At 73.2% G+C, this 16,685-nt stretch carries 16 protein-coding genes; 12 read left to right on the top strand and 4 right to left on the bottom strand.

Annotated features, from left to right (window positions below):
- Position 1: 1 nt before the first annotated feature.
- Positions 2–2,341, bottom strand: coding sequence for a carboxypeptidase-like regulatory domain-containing protein (locus tag VMF51_RS20710; RefSeq protein WP_325476369.1), 2,340 nt, complete (start codon positions 2,339–2,341; stop codon positions 2–4).
- A gap of 232 nt (positions 2,342–2,573) precedes the next feature.
- Between VMF51_RS20710 and VMF51_RS20705 the strand changes: the two genes are divergently transcribed.
- Genes VMF51_RS20705 through VMF51_RS20695 form a run of 3 tightly spaced genes read left to right on the top strand, consistent with a single transcriptional unit; the run spans position 2,574 to position 4,070 of the window.
- Positions 2,574–3,164, top strand: coding sequence for a DUF4255 domain-containing protein (locus VMF51_RS20705; protein ID WP_325476368.1), 591 nt, complete (start codon positions 2,574–2,576; stop codon positions 3,162–3,164).
- On the top strand, positions 3,161–3,640 hold the full coding sequence (locus tag VMF51_RS20700) for a septum formation family protein (protein ID WP_325476367.1): 480 nt from the start codon (positions 3,161–3,163) through the stop codon (positions 3,638–3,640). The genes VMF51_RS20705 and VMF51_RS20700 overlap by 4 nt, the downstream gene beginning before the upstream one ends.
- A gap of 40 nt (positions 3,641–3,680) precedes the next feature.
- Complete coding sequence (locus VMF51_RS20695; protein WP_325476366.1) at positions 3,681–4,070, top strand: DUF4280 domain-containing protein; 390 nt, start codon at positions 3,681–3,683, stop codon at positions 4,068–4,070.
- 181 nt (positions 4,071–4,251) lie between these two features.
- Here VMF51_RS20695 and VMF51_RS20690 read toward each other — a convergent pair whose 3' ends face one another.
- Together VMF51_RS20690 and VMF51_RS20685 are read right to left on the bottom strand one after the other, a co-directional pair.
- Complete coding sequence (locus VMF51_RS20690; RefSeq protein ID WP_325476365.1) at positions 4,252–5,166, bottom strand: endonuclease domain-containing protein; 915 nt, start codon at positions 5,164–5,166, stop codon at positions 4,252–4,254.
- Between the two features lie 206 nt (positions 5,167–5,372).
- The gene (locus VMF51_RS20685) at positions 5,373–6,368 is read right to left on the bottom strand and encodes a helix-turn-helix domain-containing protein (RefSeq protein ID WP_325476364.1); all 996 of its coding nucleotides are present in this window, start codon (positions 6,366–6,368) and stop codon (positions 5,373–5,375) included.
- A 170-nt stretch (positions 6,369–6,538) separates the two neighbouring features.
- Here VMF51_RS20685 and VMF51_RS20680 point away from each other — a divergent pair, with 170 nt between their 5' ends.
- Genes VMF51_RS20680 through VMF51_RS20660 form a run of 5 tightly spaced genes read left to right on the top strand, consistent with a single transcriptional unit; the run spans position 6,539 to position 9,793 of the window.
- On the top strand, positions 6,539–8,110 hold the full coding sequence (locus tag VMF51_RS20680; protein ID WP_325476363.1) for a phage tail sheath family protein: 1,572 nt from the start codon (positions 6,539–6,541) through the stop codon (positions 8,108–8,110).
- Between the two features lie 33 nt (positions 8,111–8,143).
- Positions 8,144–8,614, top strand: coding sequence for a phage tail protein (locus VMF51_RS20675; protein ID WP_325476362.1), 471 nt, complete (start codon positions 8,144–8,146; stop codon positions 8,612–8,614).
- Between the two features lie 10 nt (positions 8,615–8,624).
- Positions 8,625–9,140 (top strand): hypothetical protein, encoded by a 516-nt coding sequence (locus VMF51_RS20670; RefSeq protein ID WP_325476361.1) that lies wholly within the window; start codon positions 8,625–8,627, stop codon positions 9,138–9,140.
- 10 nt (positions 9,141–9,150) lie between these two features.
- The gene (locus tag VMF51_RS20665) at positions 9,151–9,324 is read left to right on the top strand and encodes a DUF6760 family protein (protein ID WP_325476360.1); all 174 of its coding nucleotides are present in this window, start codon (positions 9,151–9,153) and stop codon (positions 9,322–9,324) included.
- On the top strand, positions 9,317–9,793 hold the full coding sequence (locus tag VMF51_RS20660; protein ID WP_325476359.1) for a phage tail protein: 477 nt from the start codon (positions 9,317–9,319) through the stop codon (positions 9,791–9,793). Before VMF51_RS20665 ends, VMF51_RS20660 begins: the two co-directional genes overlap by 8 nt.
- A 267-nt stretch (positions 9,794–10,060) precedes the next feature.
- Here the strand turns inward: VMF51_RS20660 and VMF51_RS20655 are convergent, their stop codons facing one another.
- Positions 10,061–12,472, bottom strand: coding sequence for a hypothetical protein (locus tag VMF51_RS20655; RefSeq protein WP_325476358.1), 2,412 nt, complete (start codon positions 12,470–12,472; stop codon positions 10,061–10,063).
- A gap of 292 nt (positions 12,473–12,764) precedes the next feature.
- On the opposite strand from VMF51_RS20655, the gene VMF51_RS20650 reads away from it, so the two are divergent.
- Genes VMF51_RS20650 through VMF51_RS20635 form a run of 4 tightly spaced genes read left to right on the top strand, consistent with a single transcriptional unit; the run spans position 12,765 to position 16,676 of the window.
- Positions 12,765–13,820, top strand: a complete 1,056-nt coding sequence (locus VMF51_RS20650) for a hypothetical protein (RefSeq protein WP_325476357.1) — start codon at positions 12,765–12,767, stop codon at positions 13,818–13,820.
- Positions 13,820–14,476: a LysM peptidoglycan-binding domain-containing protein gene (locus VMF51_RS20645; protein ID WP_325476356.1), complete on the top strand. Its 657-nt coding sequence runs from the start codon at positions 13,820–13,822 to the stop codon at positions 14,474–14,476. The genes VMF51_RS20650 and VMF51_RS20645 overlap by 1 nt, the downstream gene beginning before the upstream one ends.
- Positions 14,476–16,242, top strand: coding sequence for a phage baseplate assembly protein V (locus VMF51_RS20640; protein WP_325476355.1), 1,767 nt, complete (start codon positions 14,476–14,478; stop codon positions 16,240–16,242). Before VMF51_RS20645 ends, VMF51_RS20640 begins: the two co-directional genes overlap by 1 nt.
- Entirely contained in the window at positions 16,242–16,676 is a 435-nt protein-coding gene (locus tag VMF51_RS20635; RefSeq protein WP_325476354.1) for a GPW/gp25 family protein, read from the top strand. Before VMF51_RS20640 ends, VMF51_RS20635 begins: the two co-directional genes overlap by 1 nt.
- Positions 16,677–16,685: the final 9 nt, after the last annotated feature.

Raw genomic sequence — 16,685 nt, 5'->3', positions numbered from 1 at the left:
CTCAGCCCCCCGCTCGCAGTCGCAGGCCCTGCTCGGTGCGGACCCCGGCGATGATCCGCACCAGCGCCGTCTGCTGCTGCAGGCCGGGCGAGGTGACGGTCACCGAGTACGTGCCGGGCGGCAGGCCGGCCATCCGGAAGCCGCCGTCGGCGAGGGCGCCGAGGCCCTTCTCGCCGGTGGTGGCCGACCAGACCTCCAGGCCGTTGGTCGCCTGCACCGAGGCGCCGACGTACGGCTTCCCGTCGGGACCGCGCACCGTGCCGACCAGCTCGCCGAGCCGGGTCGTCAGCGTGATCTCGAGCTTGCTCGCCGGTCCCGTCGCGCTCAGCGAGACCGGCACCGACTGGGAGCTGTAGCCCTCCATGGCGAACGTGAGGGTGTAGTCGCCGGGCGCGTCGAGGCCGTTGATGCTGAAGCTGCCGACGTCGCCCTCGGTCAGGGTGGTGGTGGAGGGGCTGGTCGAGCCGCCGGTCGAGGAGGCGTCGGTGGCCGCCGGGTCGGGCGCGACGCCGCCGACGGTCACGGTCGCACCGCCGAGGCCCTTGCCGTTCGGGCCGACCAGCCGACCGCTCACGGAGCCGGTGCCCTCGATGAGCTCGACGGCGACGCCGGACTCGGTGCTGCCGGCGTTGAGGTCGATGATCTCGGTGGTCGAGCCGTGGCCCTCGGCGGCGAAGGTGAGCACGTAGGTGCCCGGCGTCGGCAGGTCGCCCAGCGTGAACACGCCCACGGTGCCGACGGTCGGGGTGACGACCGAGACCGCCTCGCCGTTGACGGTCGTGGTGACGGTGACGCCGCCGAGCGGTGCCTTGCCGTCGGTGACGGTGCCGGAGATGACGCCGGCCGCGGCGCTCGGCACGACGCTCGGCTGCAGCCGCTGCTCGCCGCCGGAGACCGGGGTGATGACCTTCTTCACGGCGTACCCGGGCGCCGCGATGAGGACCTCGTACGTCGCGGGCGCGGGCAGGTTCGCGAGCGTGTAGCCGCCGTTGGCGTCGGTCTGGGTGGTGGCTGCGGGCGGCGCGGACTCCCCGTCGGCGGTGAGGATGTCGAGAGCGCGGGCGGTGACGGTCGCGGTCACGGGGGTCAGCGAGTTGCCCGGGTCGAGAGTTCCGGAGATCTGGGCGGGGCGGCCGGTGACCACGGCGTTGATGCCCTCGGTCTTGCCCTGGGCCTGCACCGCGACCTGCTCGGCGCGGGCGCGGCCCGCGGCCTTGGGGTACCAGACCGGGTCGAAGCCCTTCGCGCTGAAGCGGAGCCGGTACGACGTCGGGAACAGCCCGCCGAGCTGGTAGGTGCCGTCGGCCTGGGTCGCCGCCGAGCTGACGAGCACCGGACCGGTGCGGCCGTCTCGGTAGGCCTCGACCAGGATCCGGCCCACCGGGAGCTGGTTGCTGGTGGCGACGACGGTGCCGGAGATCGTGCCGCCGACGCCCGGCGGCAGCAGGCCGTCCTTGGGCATCGCGCCGGCGGGCGCGGCGTCCGCGCCGCCGGCCGTCTCGCCTTCCGCCGATCCGCCCTCGGCGCTGACCGGGAAGAACGACGCCGGCGCGGTCTTGGTCAGCGGGTCGCCGCCGAGCACCTGGGTCAGGCCGAGCAGGAAGACCGCCGCCCACAGCCCGATGATCAGCATCAGGATCAGGGCGGTCAGCACGCCGCGGCTGACCGTCGGCCGCTGGCGCAGGACGACGGTGGTGCCGGCCTCGAGCTCCGGCTCGTTCTCGGCCTCCTGCATCGCCGAGATGACGTTGGTGCGCCGGGCGGTGAGGTTGATCGCGGCCGTGCGGTCGATCTCGGCGCCGGTGAACATCCGGGGACCCTTGAGCACCAGGATGACCGGGCTGGTCACGCCCGGGTCCACCCGGAGCGTGCGCGGCGTGAAGCGGGCCGTCGTCCGCGTGTCCTCGCGCTGGGCCTCCAGCGCCACGTCGAGCGCGGTGTTGCCGGTGTTCTCGATCTCCAGGACGAACCGGCCGGTACGCCGGCCGCGCACGGTGTGCGGCGTACGCCCGAGGCGTACGGCGGGCCGCGCGGAAACCGACAGGTCGATGTCGACGTGCTGGGTGACGGCGCCGGCGCCGTGCGAGACCACCTCGACGCTGAGCGGGTGGGAGCCGGCGGGCTGGGTGGCCGGGACGTGGACCGTCAGCCGGATCTGGCCCTCCGCCGCGGGGAAGAGCGGGAGCAGCTTGGGCTCGACCTCGACCGTCGCGTCGGGCAGGCCGATCAGCTGGGCGGTGATCCCGTCGATCAGGTCGCCGGTGTTGACGACGTCGACGACCAGGTCGACCGTGGCGCCGGGCTCGGCCTGGACCACGCGCTCGGCGGTGGCTACTCGCACGGCGTACCTCGCCAGCGGGCTGCGCTCCGCGGGGTGCCCACGACCGCCGCGCAGGGGCGCAGGGCGGCACGGGACACAGGGACCTACCGGAGGGTGGAGGGGAGTCAATCAGGCCGGATCAGCCTAGAAGTGCGGCACGCCGCGCGTGGCGGAATGCGACAATTGGTGTCTAGTCCACCTCCCGCACGGGAATCGGGGGTGCGGCGACCCGGAGCGTGCCAGACTCCGGCAGGTGTTCATCAGCAACGTCGACACCGGTCTGGAGAGGCTGGTGCGCGCGCGCCTGCCGCTGCCCGAGGAGATCGGCGACGTCGCGTTCGACGCGCCCACCGGGAACTGGTCGGCCCAGCTGTCCCGGATCACCGTGAACTTCTTCCTGTACGACGTGCAGCGCAGCACCCAGCCCTCGCGCTCGTCCCTGGCCCGCACCCCGGAGCCGGGTGCCCTGCAGCGGCGGGTGCCGCAGCCGATGGTGCAGCTGAGCTACCTGGTCAGCGCGTGGGCCGGCAGCCCGCGCGACGAGCACCAGCTGCTCGGCGACCTGGTGAGCCTGTTCGCGGCCGCCGACCACGTGCCGGGCGAGTTCCTGCCCGAGGAGCTCTCCACCTCGGTGTCGCTGTCGCTCGGTGACGAGCGGAGCCTGCCGCGGGAGCTGTGGAGCGCCGCCGGGGGCTCGCTGAAGGCCTCCACGACGCTGCAGGTCAACGTCGGCGCCGACTCCTTCGACTGGACCGTCGCGCCGCCGTCGGTGGCGAAGGTCGTCGCGATGGCCGACCGGATGGACCGCTCGGACCGGGCCGCCGGGGGCGCGTTCTCGTCATGACGATCCCGCTCGTCCCGGCCGTCGGCCGGACCGTCCTCGCCGGCGTGCTCCTGCTCGCCCTCGGCGCCTGCTCGGGCGACGACGAGAAGGAGGGCTCGGTCTTCTCGATCGAGCCGGGCCAGTGCTTCCTCGCGCCCGAGGAGGTCGAGGCGCAGATCAGCGACCTCGAGCAGGTCGACTGCCAGGACGAGCACGACCACGAGGCGTACGCCGTGATCCGCTACAAGGCGCCCGGCGCGGAGGAGGCGAGCGACGAGTTCCCCGGGGACGAGGCGCTGACCAAGTTCGCCGACGGCTCGTGCGCCGCGGACTTCGGCGACTACGTCGGGGTCGACTACCTCGACTCCTCGCTGTTCTTCACCTATTTGCTGCCGTCGCCGCGCAGCTGGCAGGAGGACGACCGCTCGGTCGTCTGCCTGGTCACCTCCGCGGGCGGCGAACCGCTCACCGGGTCCGCGAAGGGCACGGAGCAGTGACCGCGCGACCCACCACCGTCACGACGTCGAGGAGGACCCCATGGGCCAGTCAGCAGTGACCGGGGCAGTGGCCACCTGCACCTTCGGGGCCGCCCCCTCGACCCTGAGCTTCCTGCCGATCACGCGGGTGACCATCGAGGGCCGCCCGGCCGGCACCATCACCGACATCGCGCCGATGGTCAACGTGCCGCCGTTCGGCATGTGCATGAGCATGTCCAACCCCACGGTCGCCGCAGCCACGTCCGCCGCCCTCGGCGTCCTCACCCCGATGCCGTGCGTCCCCACCATCGCCGGCCCCTGGGCGCCCGGCGCCGCCCGCACGATGATCGGCGGCAAGCCCGCCCTCGTCTCCGGCTCGACCTGCAACTGCGCCTTCGGCGGCATGATCAGCATGACGATGACCGGCGCCGTGCGGACGACCGCGAGCTAGTCGTTCCCGCGCCGGGCCGCGCGGCCGGGCCGCTGCCGCCGGGCCGCCCAACGGCCGCAATTGCAGCGGTTGTGCAGGTCGGAGCGGTTTGGGGCTGTCCGGAGGCCGCAATTGCAGCCGTTGAGCAGACCGGAGCGGCGCGGGCCTGTCCGGAGGCCGCAATTGCGCTGGTCGTGCAACGTCAGGCGAAGTGGTCGCGCCAGGCCTCGTCGATCTGCGGTACGTCGGGCATCCCGCGCTTGATCAGCTGCCGGCGGATCCGGGCCAGGGTCTGCTCGGGCTCGCGGAAGATCCCCTTCGCGGTCACGACCAGGATCCGGTAGTCGTCATCGTCCAGCTCCTCGCGCCGGACCAGATCCCGCTCCCACTGCACGGTGTCCTCGGCGTGCTGGCGGCCGTCGTACTCGATGACGAGCTTGATCCCCGGATAGCAGAGGTCGAAGCGACGCTTCAGGACGCCGTCCTCCCGGATCTGGACCTTCACGACGGGCTCCGGCAGACCGGCGAGCACGATCAACATCCGAAGGCGGGTCTCCATCGGGGAGTCGACGCCCTTGCGGACGTACTCGGCGGCTCGGGCGGCTGCTTTGGCGTAGTAGTCGCCCGAAGCGCGGCACGCCCGCAGCAGCCGCTCGGGTCGGATGTCGAAGCGTTCGACGAGGGCGTCGCCCAGGACCACCAGATCGACGAGCGGCAACCATCCGGCGAGCTCGATGAAGGTGGTGATCGCATCGGTGGTGGGGATGCCGCGAACGGTGGTCAGGCCACGTCTCCGACGCGTCACGTGCGACTTCAGCTCGGGTCGCTCGCGGCGATCCTTGAGCCGCCGGACCGTGACGTGCTCGAAGCGGTGGTCGGGCACGGGCAGGTCCAGCAGTCGCGCGGCACTGAAGTGGCTGGCGAACGCTCCCTCCGGGTGGATCAGCAGCGCCGCACGGATCCGCGTGTCGGCGTCGATCGCGTCGCTGCGGATCCACGCCTCCCGAAAGACCTGGACGTACTCCCGACGCCGCAGCACGCGTACGTCGCCGCCGCTCGCCTTCAGCTGGGCGCGGGTGAACGGACGGTCATGCTGGAGCCGAGAGGGTGTGGCCATGCCGACGACCCTGCCCCCGATGCGTCACCGCGCGCAGGGCTCATCCACAGCCCCGAACCGGAGGTGCTGCGGGGGTCGGCGAACAGGCCATGTCCCAAGGCCGCAATTGCGGCCGTCGTGCAGGTTTCTGCGCCCAGAACCCGTCATACGGCTGCAATTGCGGCGCTTGGGCACGGGCCGGCCGCGCCCGGCTGCTCCGCGGGGCCCTACCGCAGCGCCCTGATCCGGGACGTCCACACGAACGGCGTGGACAGGCCGCCGCCGTCGTGGGCGACGCTGCGGAGGAGCTCGTCGAGCTCGGGTACGCAGCCGTCGGCGCCGCGCTGGGTGGCGGGGTGCTCGACGAGGGTGAGGCACACCTCCACGAGGTCCAGCCACGCGGCGAGGCCGGGGGCGTGGTGGCGGGCGATGCGGGGGTGGGCGGCGACCCAGGGCGCGACCTCGGGGCGTTCGAGGGTCGCGGGGTCGGCGACGACCAGGGCCAGCGTCGGACCCCGCTGCTCGGCGGTCAGGTGGGCGCGCTCGACGACCTGCAGGAAGCGCCCGAGGTCGGCGGCAGGCTGCTGGTCGTGGGCGGCGGGCAGGTCGAGGGCGGTGCGGAGGGCGACGTACATCTCGATCGGTCCCATGCCGGTGGCGAGCGCCGCCTCGCGTCGAACGTGCCGGTCGCGCCCGCGCGACGGGTGTACGCGCAGGGCCAGGATCCGGGCGTCGGGTGCGAGGGCGATGCCGATGACGTCGGCGACGTGCCCGACGAGCTCGGGGGAGGTGGCGAAGCGGTACGTCTGAGTGCCGTGCGGGCGCACGCCGTACGCCTGCCAGGCCCGGGCGACGGTGCTGTGCCCGACCCCGAGCTGACGGGCGAGCAGCCGGGCCGACCAGTGGGTGGCGCGCAGCATCCGCGGCGGCGGCTCCAGGGTGGCGGTGACGATGGCGCGGTCGTCGAGCCGGGGCCGTCGGCCGGCCCGCGCCCGGTCGCCGAGGCCGGCGAGCCCGCCCTCGGCGTACCGCCGTCGCCAGCAGGCCACCGTCGGCCGACTGATGCCCAGCGCCTCCGCGATCGCGGTGTTGCCCACCCCTGCCGCGGCGTGCAGCACGATCTGCGCTCGCAGCGCCACGGCGTCGTCGCCGCATGCCAGTGAGGTGAGTCGTTCGCGGTCGTCCGCGGGCAGGTCGAGGCGTACGGCGCTGGGCGAGGGCACGCGCTGATCGTGGCGCATCCGTGGCGAGTGCGAAGGAACTTCTGGGACAAAAGCATGGTCAATTCGGACTACGTTGCTCCGTTCTCGCCCGCGCGGCCACCGGGGACCCCAAGGATCTGGTTCGGCAGAACTCGTGCTCCACCCCTTTCCCTCGACTACGCGGAGATCCCATGCCCACCTACACCGCCCCAGGCGTGTACATCGAGGAGGTCGCCTCCTCTCAGAAGATCCTCAGCGCGGCCCCGACGGCGATCGCCGCCTTCGTCGGGTTCACGGAGCTCGCCCCGACCGACGACCCCAACGACCCGCAGGGCCTGGCCCCGCGCCTGGTCACCAGCTGGACCCAGTTCGAGGCGCTGTACGGCGGGTTCGCCCCCGGCTGCATGCTGCCCCTGTCGGTCTACGGCTACTTCGCCAACGGTGGCTCGATCGCCTACATCTGCCGCGTCCCCAACACCGAGCCCGCCGGCGAGCCGGCCCGCGCCGCGCTGCCCGCCTCCGACCGTGCGCTGGGCCTGCCGGTCGCCGTCGAGAGCGTCGAGCCCGACGCCGACATCTCGATCTCCATCAGCACCGACGACGCCGGCGACGCCGACGACGACGCGGCCGCGACCTTCACGATGACCATCCTCGAGGGCGGCACGGCCGTCGAGGAGTTCTCCGGCCTGGACTTCGGCTCCGGCGACTCCAACGTGGCGACCAAGGTCAACGCCACCTCCACCAAGGTCAAGATCGAGCTCAACCTCGACGCCGACGCCGACCTGGCCGCCCAGCTGGAGCTGGTCAAGCCGGGCGTGTACCCGCTCGAGAAGTCCGCGCCGGTCCCGGTCGCGGTCACCGGCCGCAAGTTCGCCGGCTCCGAGTCGGCCCGCAACGGCATCAACGGCCTCGCCGTCGCCGAGGACGTCACCATCGTCCTGGTCCCCGACCTGATCACCGCGGCGACCAAGGAGGACGGCTCGATCGACCTCGGCCTTTGGAAGGCCGTGCAGACCGCCCTGATCTCGCACTGCGAGCAGAACGGCAACCGGATGGCCATCCTCGACTCGCCTCCGGGCATGAGCCCGCAGCAGATCAAGGAGTGGCGCTCCGAGGTCGCGATGTACGACTCGGCGTACGCCGCGCTGTACTACCCCTGGATCAAGGTCGAGAACCCCAACCCGACCAACGGCGACACCGAGCTGCTGATGCCGCCGTCCGGCCACATCGCCGGCGTGTGGGCGCGCACCGACGACACCCGCGGCGTGTGGAAGGCCCCGGCCAACGACACCATGCGCGGCGTGCTCGACATCGAGCGCAGCATCACCCAGAACGAGCAGTCGCTGCTCAACCCGATCGGCATCAACTGCATCCGCCCGTTCGGCACCCGCGGCATCCGGATCTGGGGCGCGCGCACGCTCGCCTCGGACACCGACTGGAACTACATCAACGTCCGCCGCCTGTTCAACATGGTCGAGACCGCGATCCTGACCGGCACCCAGTGGGCCGTCTTCGAGCCCAACGACGTCACCCTGTGGGAGGGCGTCAACCGCACGGTCAGCGGCTTCCTGCGAGGCCTGTGGACCGCCGGCGCGCTGTCCGGCGCGAGCGCCGACCAGGCGTTCTACGTCAAGTGCGACGCCGAGACGAACCCCCCGGAGTCGGTGGACGCCGGCATGCTGATCGTCGAGGTCGGCATCGCCCCGGTGAAGCCCGCCGAGTTCGTGGTGTTCCGCATCGCCCAGCACAAGCAGTCGTCCTGACCCACCTCCTGACCCACGAACGGAGCACCACCCATGAGCCTCATCAGTACTGACCCGATCGTCTCCCAGAACTTCTTCCTGGAGCTCGACGGCGCCGCGATCATCCTGTCGGGCGTCTCCGGCTTCGAGCAGGAGATCGACGTCGTCGAGATGCAGCAGGTCGGCGCCAAGGGCGTCAGCGAGCTGGTCAAGACGCGCGGCACCAACACCAAGGTCGCGGACCTCTCGATCACCCGGATGGCCCCGCTCGACGCCATGAGCGACCCGATCTGGCAGTGGTTCACCGAGATCCGCGACAAGGGCATGGCGGCCAACAACCGCACCGACAAGCGCAAGAACGGCTCGATCGTGCTGTACGACGTCGTCGGCACCGAGGTCGGCCGCTTCAACTTCTTCAACGGCTGGCCGAGCAAGATCGCGACCGACGGTGTCTCCGCGGACTCCAACGACCCGCTGAAGGAGACGATCACCCTGGTGATCGAGCGCCTCGAGCGAGTCAAGTGATACTGGCTCCGTGACCCTCAAGACTTCGTACGAGTTCACCCTCCCGCGCGGCTACGTCGACCAGGACGGTCGGCTGCACCGCAAGGGGGCGATGCGCCTCGCCACGGCCCGCGACGAGCTGGAGCCGCTGCGCGACCCGCGCATCACCGGTCCCGACGACCCGCGACTGACCATCCTGGTGCTCACCCGGGTGGTCGAGAAGCTGGGCGACGTCGAGATGGTGACCGCACACGAGATCGAGGGCCTCTTCGCCGTCGACCTCGCGTTCCTCCAGGACTTCTACGGAGTGATCAACTTCGGGAGCCAGGAGGAGTACGACGCCTTGATCAACGCCCAGGAGTCGAGCGCGCTGCTGGGGGTCGCCGGTACGGCGGCCCCCGCGGCGAGCCCGGCCCCGGAGCCCGCTCCCGCCGCTGCGGCGGAGGGGCTCGACGACGTGTCGGAGCCGGGGGCGGCCACGCCGCCTCCGGTCTCCCGGCCCAGCCTCCGTCGCGGCGTCGAGGAGCTCCCGCGGCGGACGCAGTAGGCCCGGTCGGATGCTGCGCTATCCGACCGACGCCCTGTGGCAGGAGATCGCCTACCTGGCGTACCACCTGCACTGGAGTCTCGACGACCTGCTCGACCTCGAGCACATGGACCGCGTGCGGATGGTGCGCGCGGTCGTCTCCCTGAACGACCGAGCATGGCAGGTGGTGCGCGACCATGGCTGACCAGGCCTCCCAGCCGCTGGGCGGTGACCTGCCCACCGCCAGTCGGTTCCTCTTCGAGCTCGACGGCGTGGAGATCGGCGTCTTCCGCGAGATCCACGGCCTGCAGGTGACCGTGGCCGTCGAGGAGTTCCGCGAGGGCGGGCAGAACGGCTTCAGCCACCGGGTGCCCGGCCGGATGACCTGGCCGAACGTCGTGTTCCGGCGCGGCGTCACCCAGGGCAACGCCCTCTTCGAGTGGCTCAACAAGTCCTCGGGCGAGGGTTTCGCGGCGAACAGCCACAAGCTCACCCGCTCGACCGGCGCGATCACCGCGATCGACCACGTCGGCACCCGGCTGCGGGCGTGGGAGCTCATCGACGTGTTCCCCGTGCGGTGGAAGGGACCCGACTTCTCGGTCGAGAGTCGCGACCCGCTCGAGGAGGAGCTCGAGATCACGCATCACGGTTTTAGAGCGAAGACCCAGACCTGAGACCCCTGCGCGTGACACCCTGGCAGCGATCATGACCGAGATGACGACCGAGGCTCCCCCCGCTTCGCCCAGCGAAGAGCCGTCGCACTGGCTGGGCGCCGCTGCCGTGCGCCGGATGCGGCTGCCCGGACCGCCGCTGGGACGTCCGCTGCCGTCGCGGATCGGCAGCCTCGCCTCCGGCGTCTCGCGCTTCGCCGCGTCGACCTCCCGTCCGGTCGAGGTACGCCGCGCGCTGGCCGGCCCTGACCCGTCCGCCTCGCTCACCGGCTACGTCCGCCCGCCGCGCTGGTGGGTCCCGATGCCCGCCTCGCCGGAGGTCGCCGCCGCTCCGGCCGAGGCTCCCGGCCGGGCCGTCGGGCTGCGCCGCTCGGTCGCGGCCGCCACGTCGGCCCCGCGCTGGCTCGCCCCGTCGCGGTCGGTGCCGGTCGAGCAGCTGGGCGGTCGGGAGCTGCCCCGGGCCGCCCGGTCGGTCCCGAACGAGCAGAGCTGGAGCCCCGGCAGCATCGTCGGCGGCCTGCAGGCCGAGGTCGCGAACGTACGCCGCCACACCGAGACCGCCGCCGCCGGCCCGATGCTGATGGCCGCCGACCAGGCGCGCCTGCACGCCGCGACCGCGGCCCGGAAGGCGGCTGAGGCCGCCGCGGCACCGTCGGCCCCGGCGCCCGCGGTTCGTCGTACTCCCGCGGCGGCGCCGCCGGCTGCGTCGGCGCCGCCCGCTGCTTCCGCCCCGCCGGCCGCTCCCGTCGCGCCCACCGCGCGGGTCGCGCCCCGGACTCCGGGTGACTCGGGGGCGCGGACGAGCGGTCCCGCGTCCTCCTCGCGTTCGAGCGCCGGCGACGCCGGCGCGGAGGGTGAGCGCGGCGGTCCTTCCGGTCCGTCGCCGGTCTCGGCCACCGCCCCGTCGACCGCGGGCTCGGCCTCGAGCGCTGCGGCCAGTCCGTCCGCCGAGGTACGCCGCTCCGCCTGGCAGCTCTCCCCGTCGCGTCCCCGGTTCACCAGCGTCGTACGCCGAGCGCCCGTCGCCGGTCGCGGTCCGCAGGCGGTCGAGCAGCTTGCGACCGCGCCGACCAGCACCGGCGACCGCCACCTCACGTCGGCCGTGTCGTCGCCGGTCGCGATCCGGCCCGGCGGCTCCGACCTGATCACCCGCTCGCACACCGCCGCCCCGTCCTCCCGCCGCGACCTGTGGGGCGCCACCAGCGTGGTCATGCGCCAGGCGGCGATCCGGCGCGAGGCCGCTGCGGCAGCACCAGCACCAGCACCAGGGGCTGCGCCCGCGCGCCCGACGGCCGCAATTGCAGCCGTTGGACAGCCCGTGGCAGGCATCTCCCGCTCTACGGCCGCAATTGCAGCCGTGGAGCGCGCTGCCGAGGACGCTGCCCCGAGCGCGTCCGCCGGCGCGGCGGCGAAGCCGAGCTCCGGTGGCACTCCCGCGATCGTCCCGTCCGCGCCGGCCGCGAGCGCCTCCGCACCCGCCGCGCCGGACTCCCACGCGCCGGCCACCTCCGCACGTGTCGCCCCCGAGCCCTCGGCGACGACCGTTCCCGGCGGTCCGACGATCCACCGCCTGCCCGCCGACCCGTCCGCTCCGGTCCCGGCGAGCGAGGCAGCGCGGTCCGTCGGCACGGGTACGGCGAGCGCGGCCGCCGCTCCTGCTGCTCCCGGGGACGCGGCCGGTCCTGCGACGTCGGCTTCCTCGGCGGCTCCGGCGGCTCCGGTGACGCCGGCTCCCCAGCAGACGGCTCGCGAGATGCTCGCAGCGCCGCTCGGCGGTGTGCCGGGCAACCTGTTCCGCACGACGGCGCGCTCGATCCGGCGGATGTGGAGCCCCGAGGTCGTCGACACGGCGATCCGTCCGGCCACCCAGGTCGGGCGCTCCACGGTCGCCCCGGGGATCGCAGCCGCGGCGGCCACCACGTCCGCCGGTTCGGCGCCTGTCGTTCCTACCCCTTCCGGATCGGGCCGGCCGGCCGCGCCGGCGCAGCCGGCGTCCGGCAGCCGCACTACGAGCCCGACGGCCTCCGCCGCCGCTCCGACCGAGATCCGACGCACCCCCGCCGGCCCGGTCGCTCCCAGCACGGTCGCTCCCAGCACGGCCACTCCGAACCCGGTCGCTCCCAACCCAGCCGGGTCCAGTCCTGCCGCGTCGGCTCCGGCGACACCGACGTCGACCACGCCGACCTCGGCGACACCGTCCCCGTCCGCACCGTCCCCGGCCATCCCGGCCTCACGTGCGTCGACCTCGGCCACGTCGACCTCGGCCACGTCGACCTCGGCCACGCCGACCTCGGGCACGCCGACCCCCGGCTCCTCGGCTCCCACCTCCCCGGGAGCGGCTCCGGCCTCGTCGGTCACGCAGGCCCCGGCGGCCGCGACCAGCACGGACTCGCCGGGCGCGTCGATCGCGACGCCGTCGGCACCCGCGGCGGTCCGCCGGGTCGCGGACCTCGGAGTCGCGCCCACCCCGGCTCCGACCCACCAGCCGGGAGCCCCGCGCCCGGTGGCGTCCCTGCTCTCCGGCGCGATCGCGCACGCCGCGCCCACGACGGGCGGGGCGATCGCGATGCCCGAGCTGATGACCGTGCGACGGCGGGCCGCGTTCGGCGTCGACGGCACCCGTTCCCTCGCGTCCGGGTTCGCCGGTGCCGCGGCGATCCGCCCGGTCACCGGTGCGACCACGGCCGGGTCCGTCGGCCGCCCTCTCGTCACACCCACGCCGCGCGCGCACCCCGCGCACGCCGCAAGTCCGTCCGCGACGTCGACGAACCGGTCTGCCGCACCCGCAGGGACGGCTCCCGCGGGGTCGCCCACCCCGTCCGCCTCCACCCCCGCAGGTCCGGCGCTACGCCGCACCCCGACTTCGGCGCCTGCTGCCTCGGCGCCTGCCGCCTCCACGGCTCCCGCCCCGACGACCACCACCGCCGCCGACGTGTTCCGGAGCACGCAGACCGCCCTCGAGGCGCCTCCGCGGTTGATCGATCGCTCGACCAACGCGCCGACCACCCCCGGCAGCCCCGCAGGTCCCGCTGGTCCCGCAGGTACGACCGCACCGACGTCGACGCCGGCGGGCTACCCCACCCCGGCGCCCCCGCGCGAGATCGCCACCCCGGCGACCTCCCCGAGCACCGTCCTGCGCTGGGCGCACATGGTGCCACGCACGCCAGGCACGCCCGGCACGGTCAGCGGCCACGCCGCGCCCACCCTCGGCATCGCCCGCGCAGCCGCGGCCGCACCGCCGATGCCGGGCGGTGTCCCCGTCCCCGGTCTGCTCGCCCGCGCCGAGCGCGGCGGCGAGCCGCTGCGCCGTACCCCCGCAGGCCCCGCGAGCACCCCGACGGCGCGCTCGGCCGTGAGCCCCGCGACCACCCCCGTGCCGAGCGCGGCAGGCCCGTGGACCACCGCGACGCCGACCGATGCGCCTACCGGCCCGCCGGTGCCGGCCGTCGGCCGGCTCACCCCCAGCGGCGCCGGCCCCGCCGCGAGCCCCACCGCGAGCCCCGGCTCCTCCAGCTCGGCCGGCGACGGCGGCCGGATCAGCCGGATGACCGTCGCCCCGCCTCGGATCAGCATCACCCCGGGCCGCAGCGACGGCGCCCCCGCACCCGCGGTCCCCGCGGTCGCGACGAGCAGCGCCCCCACGGGAGCGACGCCCGCCAGTGCTCAGCCCGGCGCCGCCCGCTCGCTGGTCGAGTCCACCGCCCACCTGTTCAGCTCGGTCCCCGAGGGCGTCGTACGACGTCTCCTCGACGAGGGAGGAACCCCCATGTCCGGTCACCAGCACGAATCGTGGTCGTCCGAGGGGCCGGCCCCGTCCACGCCGGGCACCGTGGTCCGCCGCTGGGCGACGCCGTCCGGTGGGTCGTCCGCGACCACCCTGACCGGCCCGGGGCCGTCCGAGACGAGCGAGGCGCTGCAGCCGGGCGGCGCGCTGGACGCCCTGGTCGACGCGGTCGTGGAGCGGGTCGAGCAGCGCGTCATCGACGAGCTCGAACGGCGCGGCCGGCGCCAGGACTGGGCGGCGTTCTGATGGCCGAGCTGGAGAAGGCGTTCCTGGAGACCGAGGACGGCACCCGCCTGCCGTGCCTCTACAACCCCGAGACCCTCAGCATCGGGCGCCGCAACAACTGGGTCGCCAACCCGATGCCGGGCAAGGGCGTCTCGACCCTGAAGTACGCCGGCGCCGGGTCCGGCTGGATGGCCCTGGACCTGATCTTCGACACGACCGACGTCGGCACCGCGGTCACCGCGCACACCGGCAAGATCCTGCAGCTGATGGAGATCGACCCCAACCTCCCCGGCTCCGACGAGACCACCAACAACGCCCGCCCGCCGACGGTCACCTTCCACTGGGGCGACCTGCACTCCTTCAAGGCGGTCGTGCAGGACCTGCGGCTGAGCTTCACCTACTTCTCCTCCTCGGGCGTCCCGCTGCGCGCGCAGCTGCACCTGGAACTGATGCAGTACGAGCGCTCCAACGCGTTCGGCCCGCAGAACCCCACCTCCGGCACCCCCAAGCCGAGCCGCGTCCACCGGGTCCTGCCGGGGGAGACGCTGGACCGGATCAGCGCCCGCTACTACGGCGACGCCACCCGGTGGCGGGTGCTCGCGAACGCCAACGGTCTCGAGGACCCGCTGGCCGTGCGGCCGGGTGCGCTCCTCGACATCCCGCGGCTGGAGGGCTGATGGCCGACACCGTCGCCGACACCGCGCCGGTCCTCAAGGTCGCGGGCGCCCCGATGTCCGCGCGGGCGCTCGACAGCCTGCTCAGCGTCCGGGTCGACCGGGCGCTGGGGCTCGTCGGCCGGGCCACGCTGCGCTTCGTCGACCATGGCTATGCGCTGGCGTCCTCCGGAACCTTCGCCGTCGGCAAGGAGGTCGAGGTCCTCGCCGGGACCAAGTCGCTCTTCAAGGGCGAGGTGACCGGCGTCGCGCTGGAGCAGGACGAGCGCTTCAACCCCGAGCTCGTCGTCACGATCGACGACAAGGCCCACCGCCTCGGCTCCTCGGCCAAGAGCCGCGCCTTCCTCAACCAGACCTTCGGCGACGTGATCAACAAGCTGGTCGCCGGCACCGGCCTCTCCGCGTCGGTCTCGGGAACCACCACCACCCACCCGTACCTCCTGCAGACCGGCACCGACCTGGCCTACCTCAACGCGGTCACCGCTCGCGCCGGCCTGGTCTGGTACGTCGACGGCACCAGCCTGAAGGTCGAGAAGGCCGGCACCTCCAGCGGCGAGGTGCCGCTGGAGCTCGCCAAGGCCGGCGAGCTCCGTTCGTTCTCGGTGCGTGCGACCGCCTCAGGGCCCGACAAGGTGTCGGTGACCGGGTGGGACCAGGCCCAGCAGGCGGAGGTCCTGAGCGAGGTGTCGACCGGCGGTACGGCCGAGTCGGACTTCGTCGGCAAGGCCTCCGGTCGCAGCGGCGGCACCAGCCGGGGGTGGAGCGGCACCGCCCTGGTCGCCGACCCGACGCCGCTGGACGCGAACGAGGCGAAGATCATCGCCACCTCGATGCTCGCCGAGTCCCAATCGTCGGCCGTGGTCGCGCGCGGTACGGCGTACGTCAACGCCGGGCTCAAGCCGGGCGTGACCCTGAAGGTCGCGAACGCCGGACCCGCGTCGGGCAAGTACCTCATCAGCCACGTCGAGCACGTCTACAGCGCGTCGGGCTTCGACACCCGCTTCACCGCCGGCCCGCACCGGCCCTCCGGTCTGGTCGACGTGCTGGGGTCCAGCCGGCCCGACCCCGGCTTCTCCATGCAGGGCGTGCTCCCCGCGCTGGTCACCGACCTGAAGGACCCGGACAAGCAGGGTCGCGCCAAGGTGAAGTACACGACGATCTCCGGGGCGATCGAGTCGCACTGGGCCCGCCTGGTCATCCTCGGCGCCGGCAAGGAGCGCGGCATCGCGTGGCACCCCGAGGTCGAGGACGAGGTGCTCATCGCCTTCGAGCAGGGCGACACCCGGCGGCCGGTGATCCTCGGCGGGCTGTTCTCGAAGAAGAAGGGCGTGCCGACCACCGACGACGTCGACCAGAACAAGGTGAAGTTCCGCCGGATCACCTCGCGGCTCGGTCACGTGATCGAGCTGGCGGACGGCGACAAGCCCGCCGAGCAGCACCTCCTGCTGACCCTGAAGGGCAAGAAGCACAGGATCCGGCTGGGCGAGGACAAGTTCGACATCGAGGTGGACAAGAAGCCGGTGACGATCACCAACGGCCAGGCCACGATCAAGTTCAGCGACAGCGGGGACGTCACGATCGAGGGCAACAACATCACGCTCAAGGCCAAGCAGAAGGTCCAGGTCAGCGGCGGCACCGAGGTGGGCGTCAAGGGCACCACGAAGGCCTCCCTCGAGGGTGCCCAGGTGGAGGTCAAGGCCAGCGCCATGGGCAAGGTCGAGGCCGGCGGAGCGCTGGCCATCAAGGGCGCGACGGTGGCGATCAACTGATGTCCGAGATCGCCGTACCCGGCAACACCGGGGATGCCAGCGCGTTCGTCGGGCGCGGCTTCGGCTGGCCCCTCGGTGTCGACCACACCGGGTCGATCCGGCTCTCCGACGGCGTACCCGAGCTGGACCGCTCGATCGAGATCGTGCTGATGACCGCGCCCGGCGAGCGCCTGATGCGCCCGCAGTTCGGCTGCCGGATCTGGGACCTGCTCTTCGAGCCCGTGACGCCGAACCTGCTGGGCCTGATCTCCCAGGCGGTCCGCGACGCGCTGGCCCAGTGGGAGCCCCGGGTCGTCGTCGAGGACGTCAACCCGACGCCCGACCCGGACAACCCGTCGCTGGTCCTGATCGACATCACCTTCCGGGTGCGGGCGACCAACGACCGCCGCAACCTGGTCTACCCGTTCTACGTCATCCCGCACGACGCCGAGTGAAGAGCGAGC

This window comes from Nocardioides sp. (genome assembly GCF_035503875.1).
In the GTDB taxonomy this organism is placed as follows: Bacteria; Actinomycetota; Actinomycetes; order Propionibacteriales; family Nocardioidaceae; genus Nocardioides.
Note: the sequence above shows the minus strand (reverse complement) of the source record. Positions and strands in the feature narration are given on the sequence as shown.

Excerpts from the sequence above, each read along its gene's own strand:
- VMF51_RS20660 (WP_325476359.1), top strand. The coding sequence starts at position 9,317 with ATGGCTGACCAGGCCTCCCAGCCGCTGGGCGGTGACCTGCCCACCGCC.
- VMF51_RS20635 (WP_325476354.1), top strand. The coding sequence starts at position 16,242 with ATGTCCGAGATCGCCGTACCCGGCAACACCGGGGATGCCAGCGCGTTC.
- VMF51_RS20645 (WP_325476356.1), top strand. The coding sequence starts at position 13,820 with ATGGCCGAGCTGGAGAAGGCGTTCCTGGAGACCGAGGACGGCACCCGC.
- VMF51_RS20700 (WP_325476367.1), top strand. The coding sequence starts at position 3,161 with ATGACGATCCCGCTCGTCCCGGCCGTCGGCCGGACCGTCCTCGCCGGC.
- VMF51_RS20640 (WP_325476355.1), top strand. The coding sequence starts at position 14,476 with ATGGCCGACACCGTCGCCGACACCGCGCCGGTCCTCAAGGTCGCGGGC.
- VMF51_RS20695 (WP_325476366.1), top strand. The coding sequence starts at position 3,681 with ATGGGCCAGTCAGCAGTGACCGGGGCAGTGGCCACCTGCACCTTCGGG.
- VMF51_RS20665 (WP_325476360.1), top strand. The coding sequence starts at position 9,151 with ATGCTGCGCTATCCGACCGACGCCCTGTGGCAGGAGATCGCCTACCTG.
- VMF51_RS20690 (WP_325476365.1), bottom strand. The coding sequence starts at position 5,166 with ATGGCCACACCCTCTCGGCTCCAGCATGACCGTCCGTTCACCCGCGCC.
- VMF51_RS20680 (WP_325476363.1), top strand. The coding sequence starts at position 6,539 with ATGCCCACCTACACCGCCCCAGGCGTGTACATCGAGGAGGTCGCCTCC.
- VMF51_RS20675 (WP_325476362.1), top strand. The coding sequence starts at position 8,144 with ATGAGCCTCATCAGTACTGACCCGATCGTCTCCCAGAACTTCTTCCTG.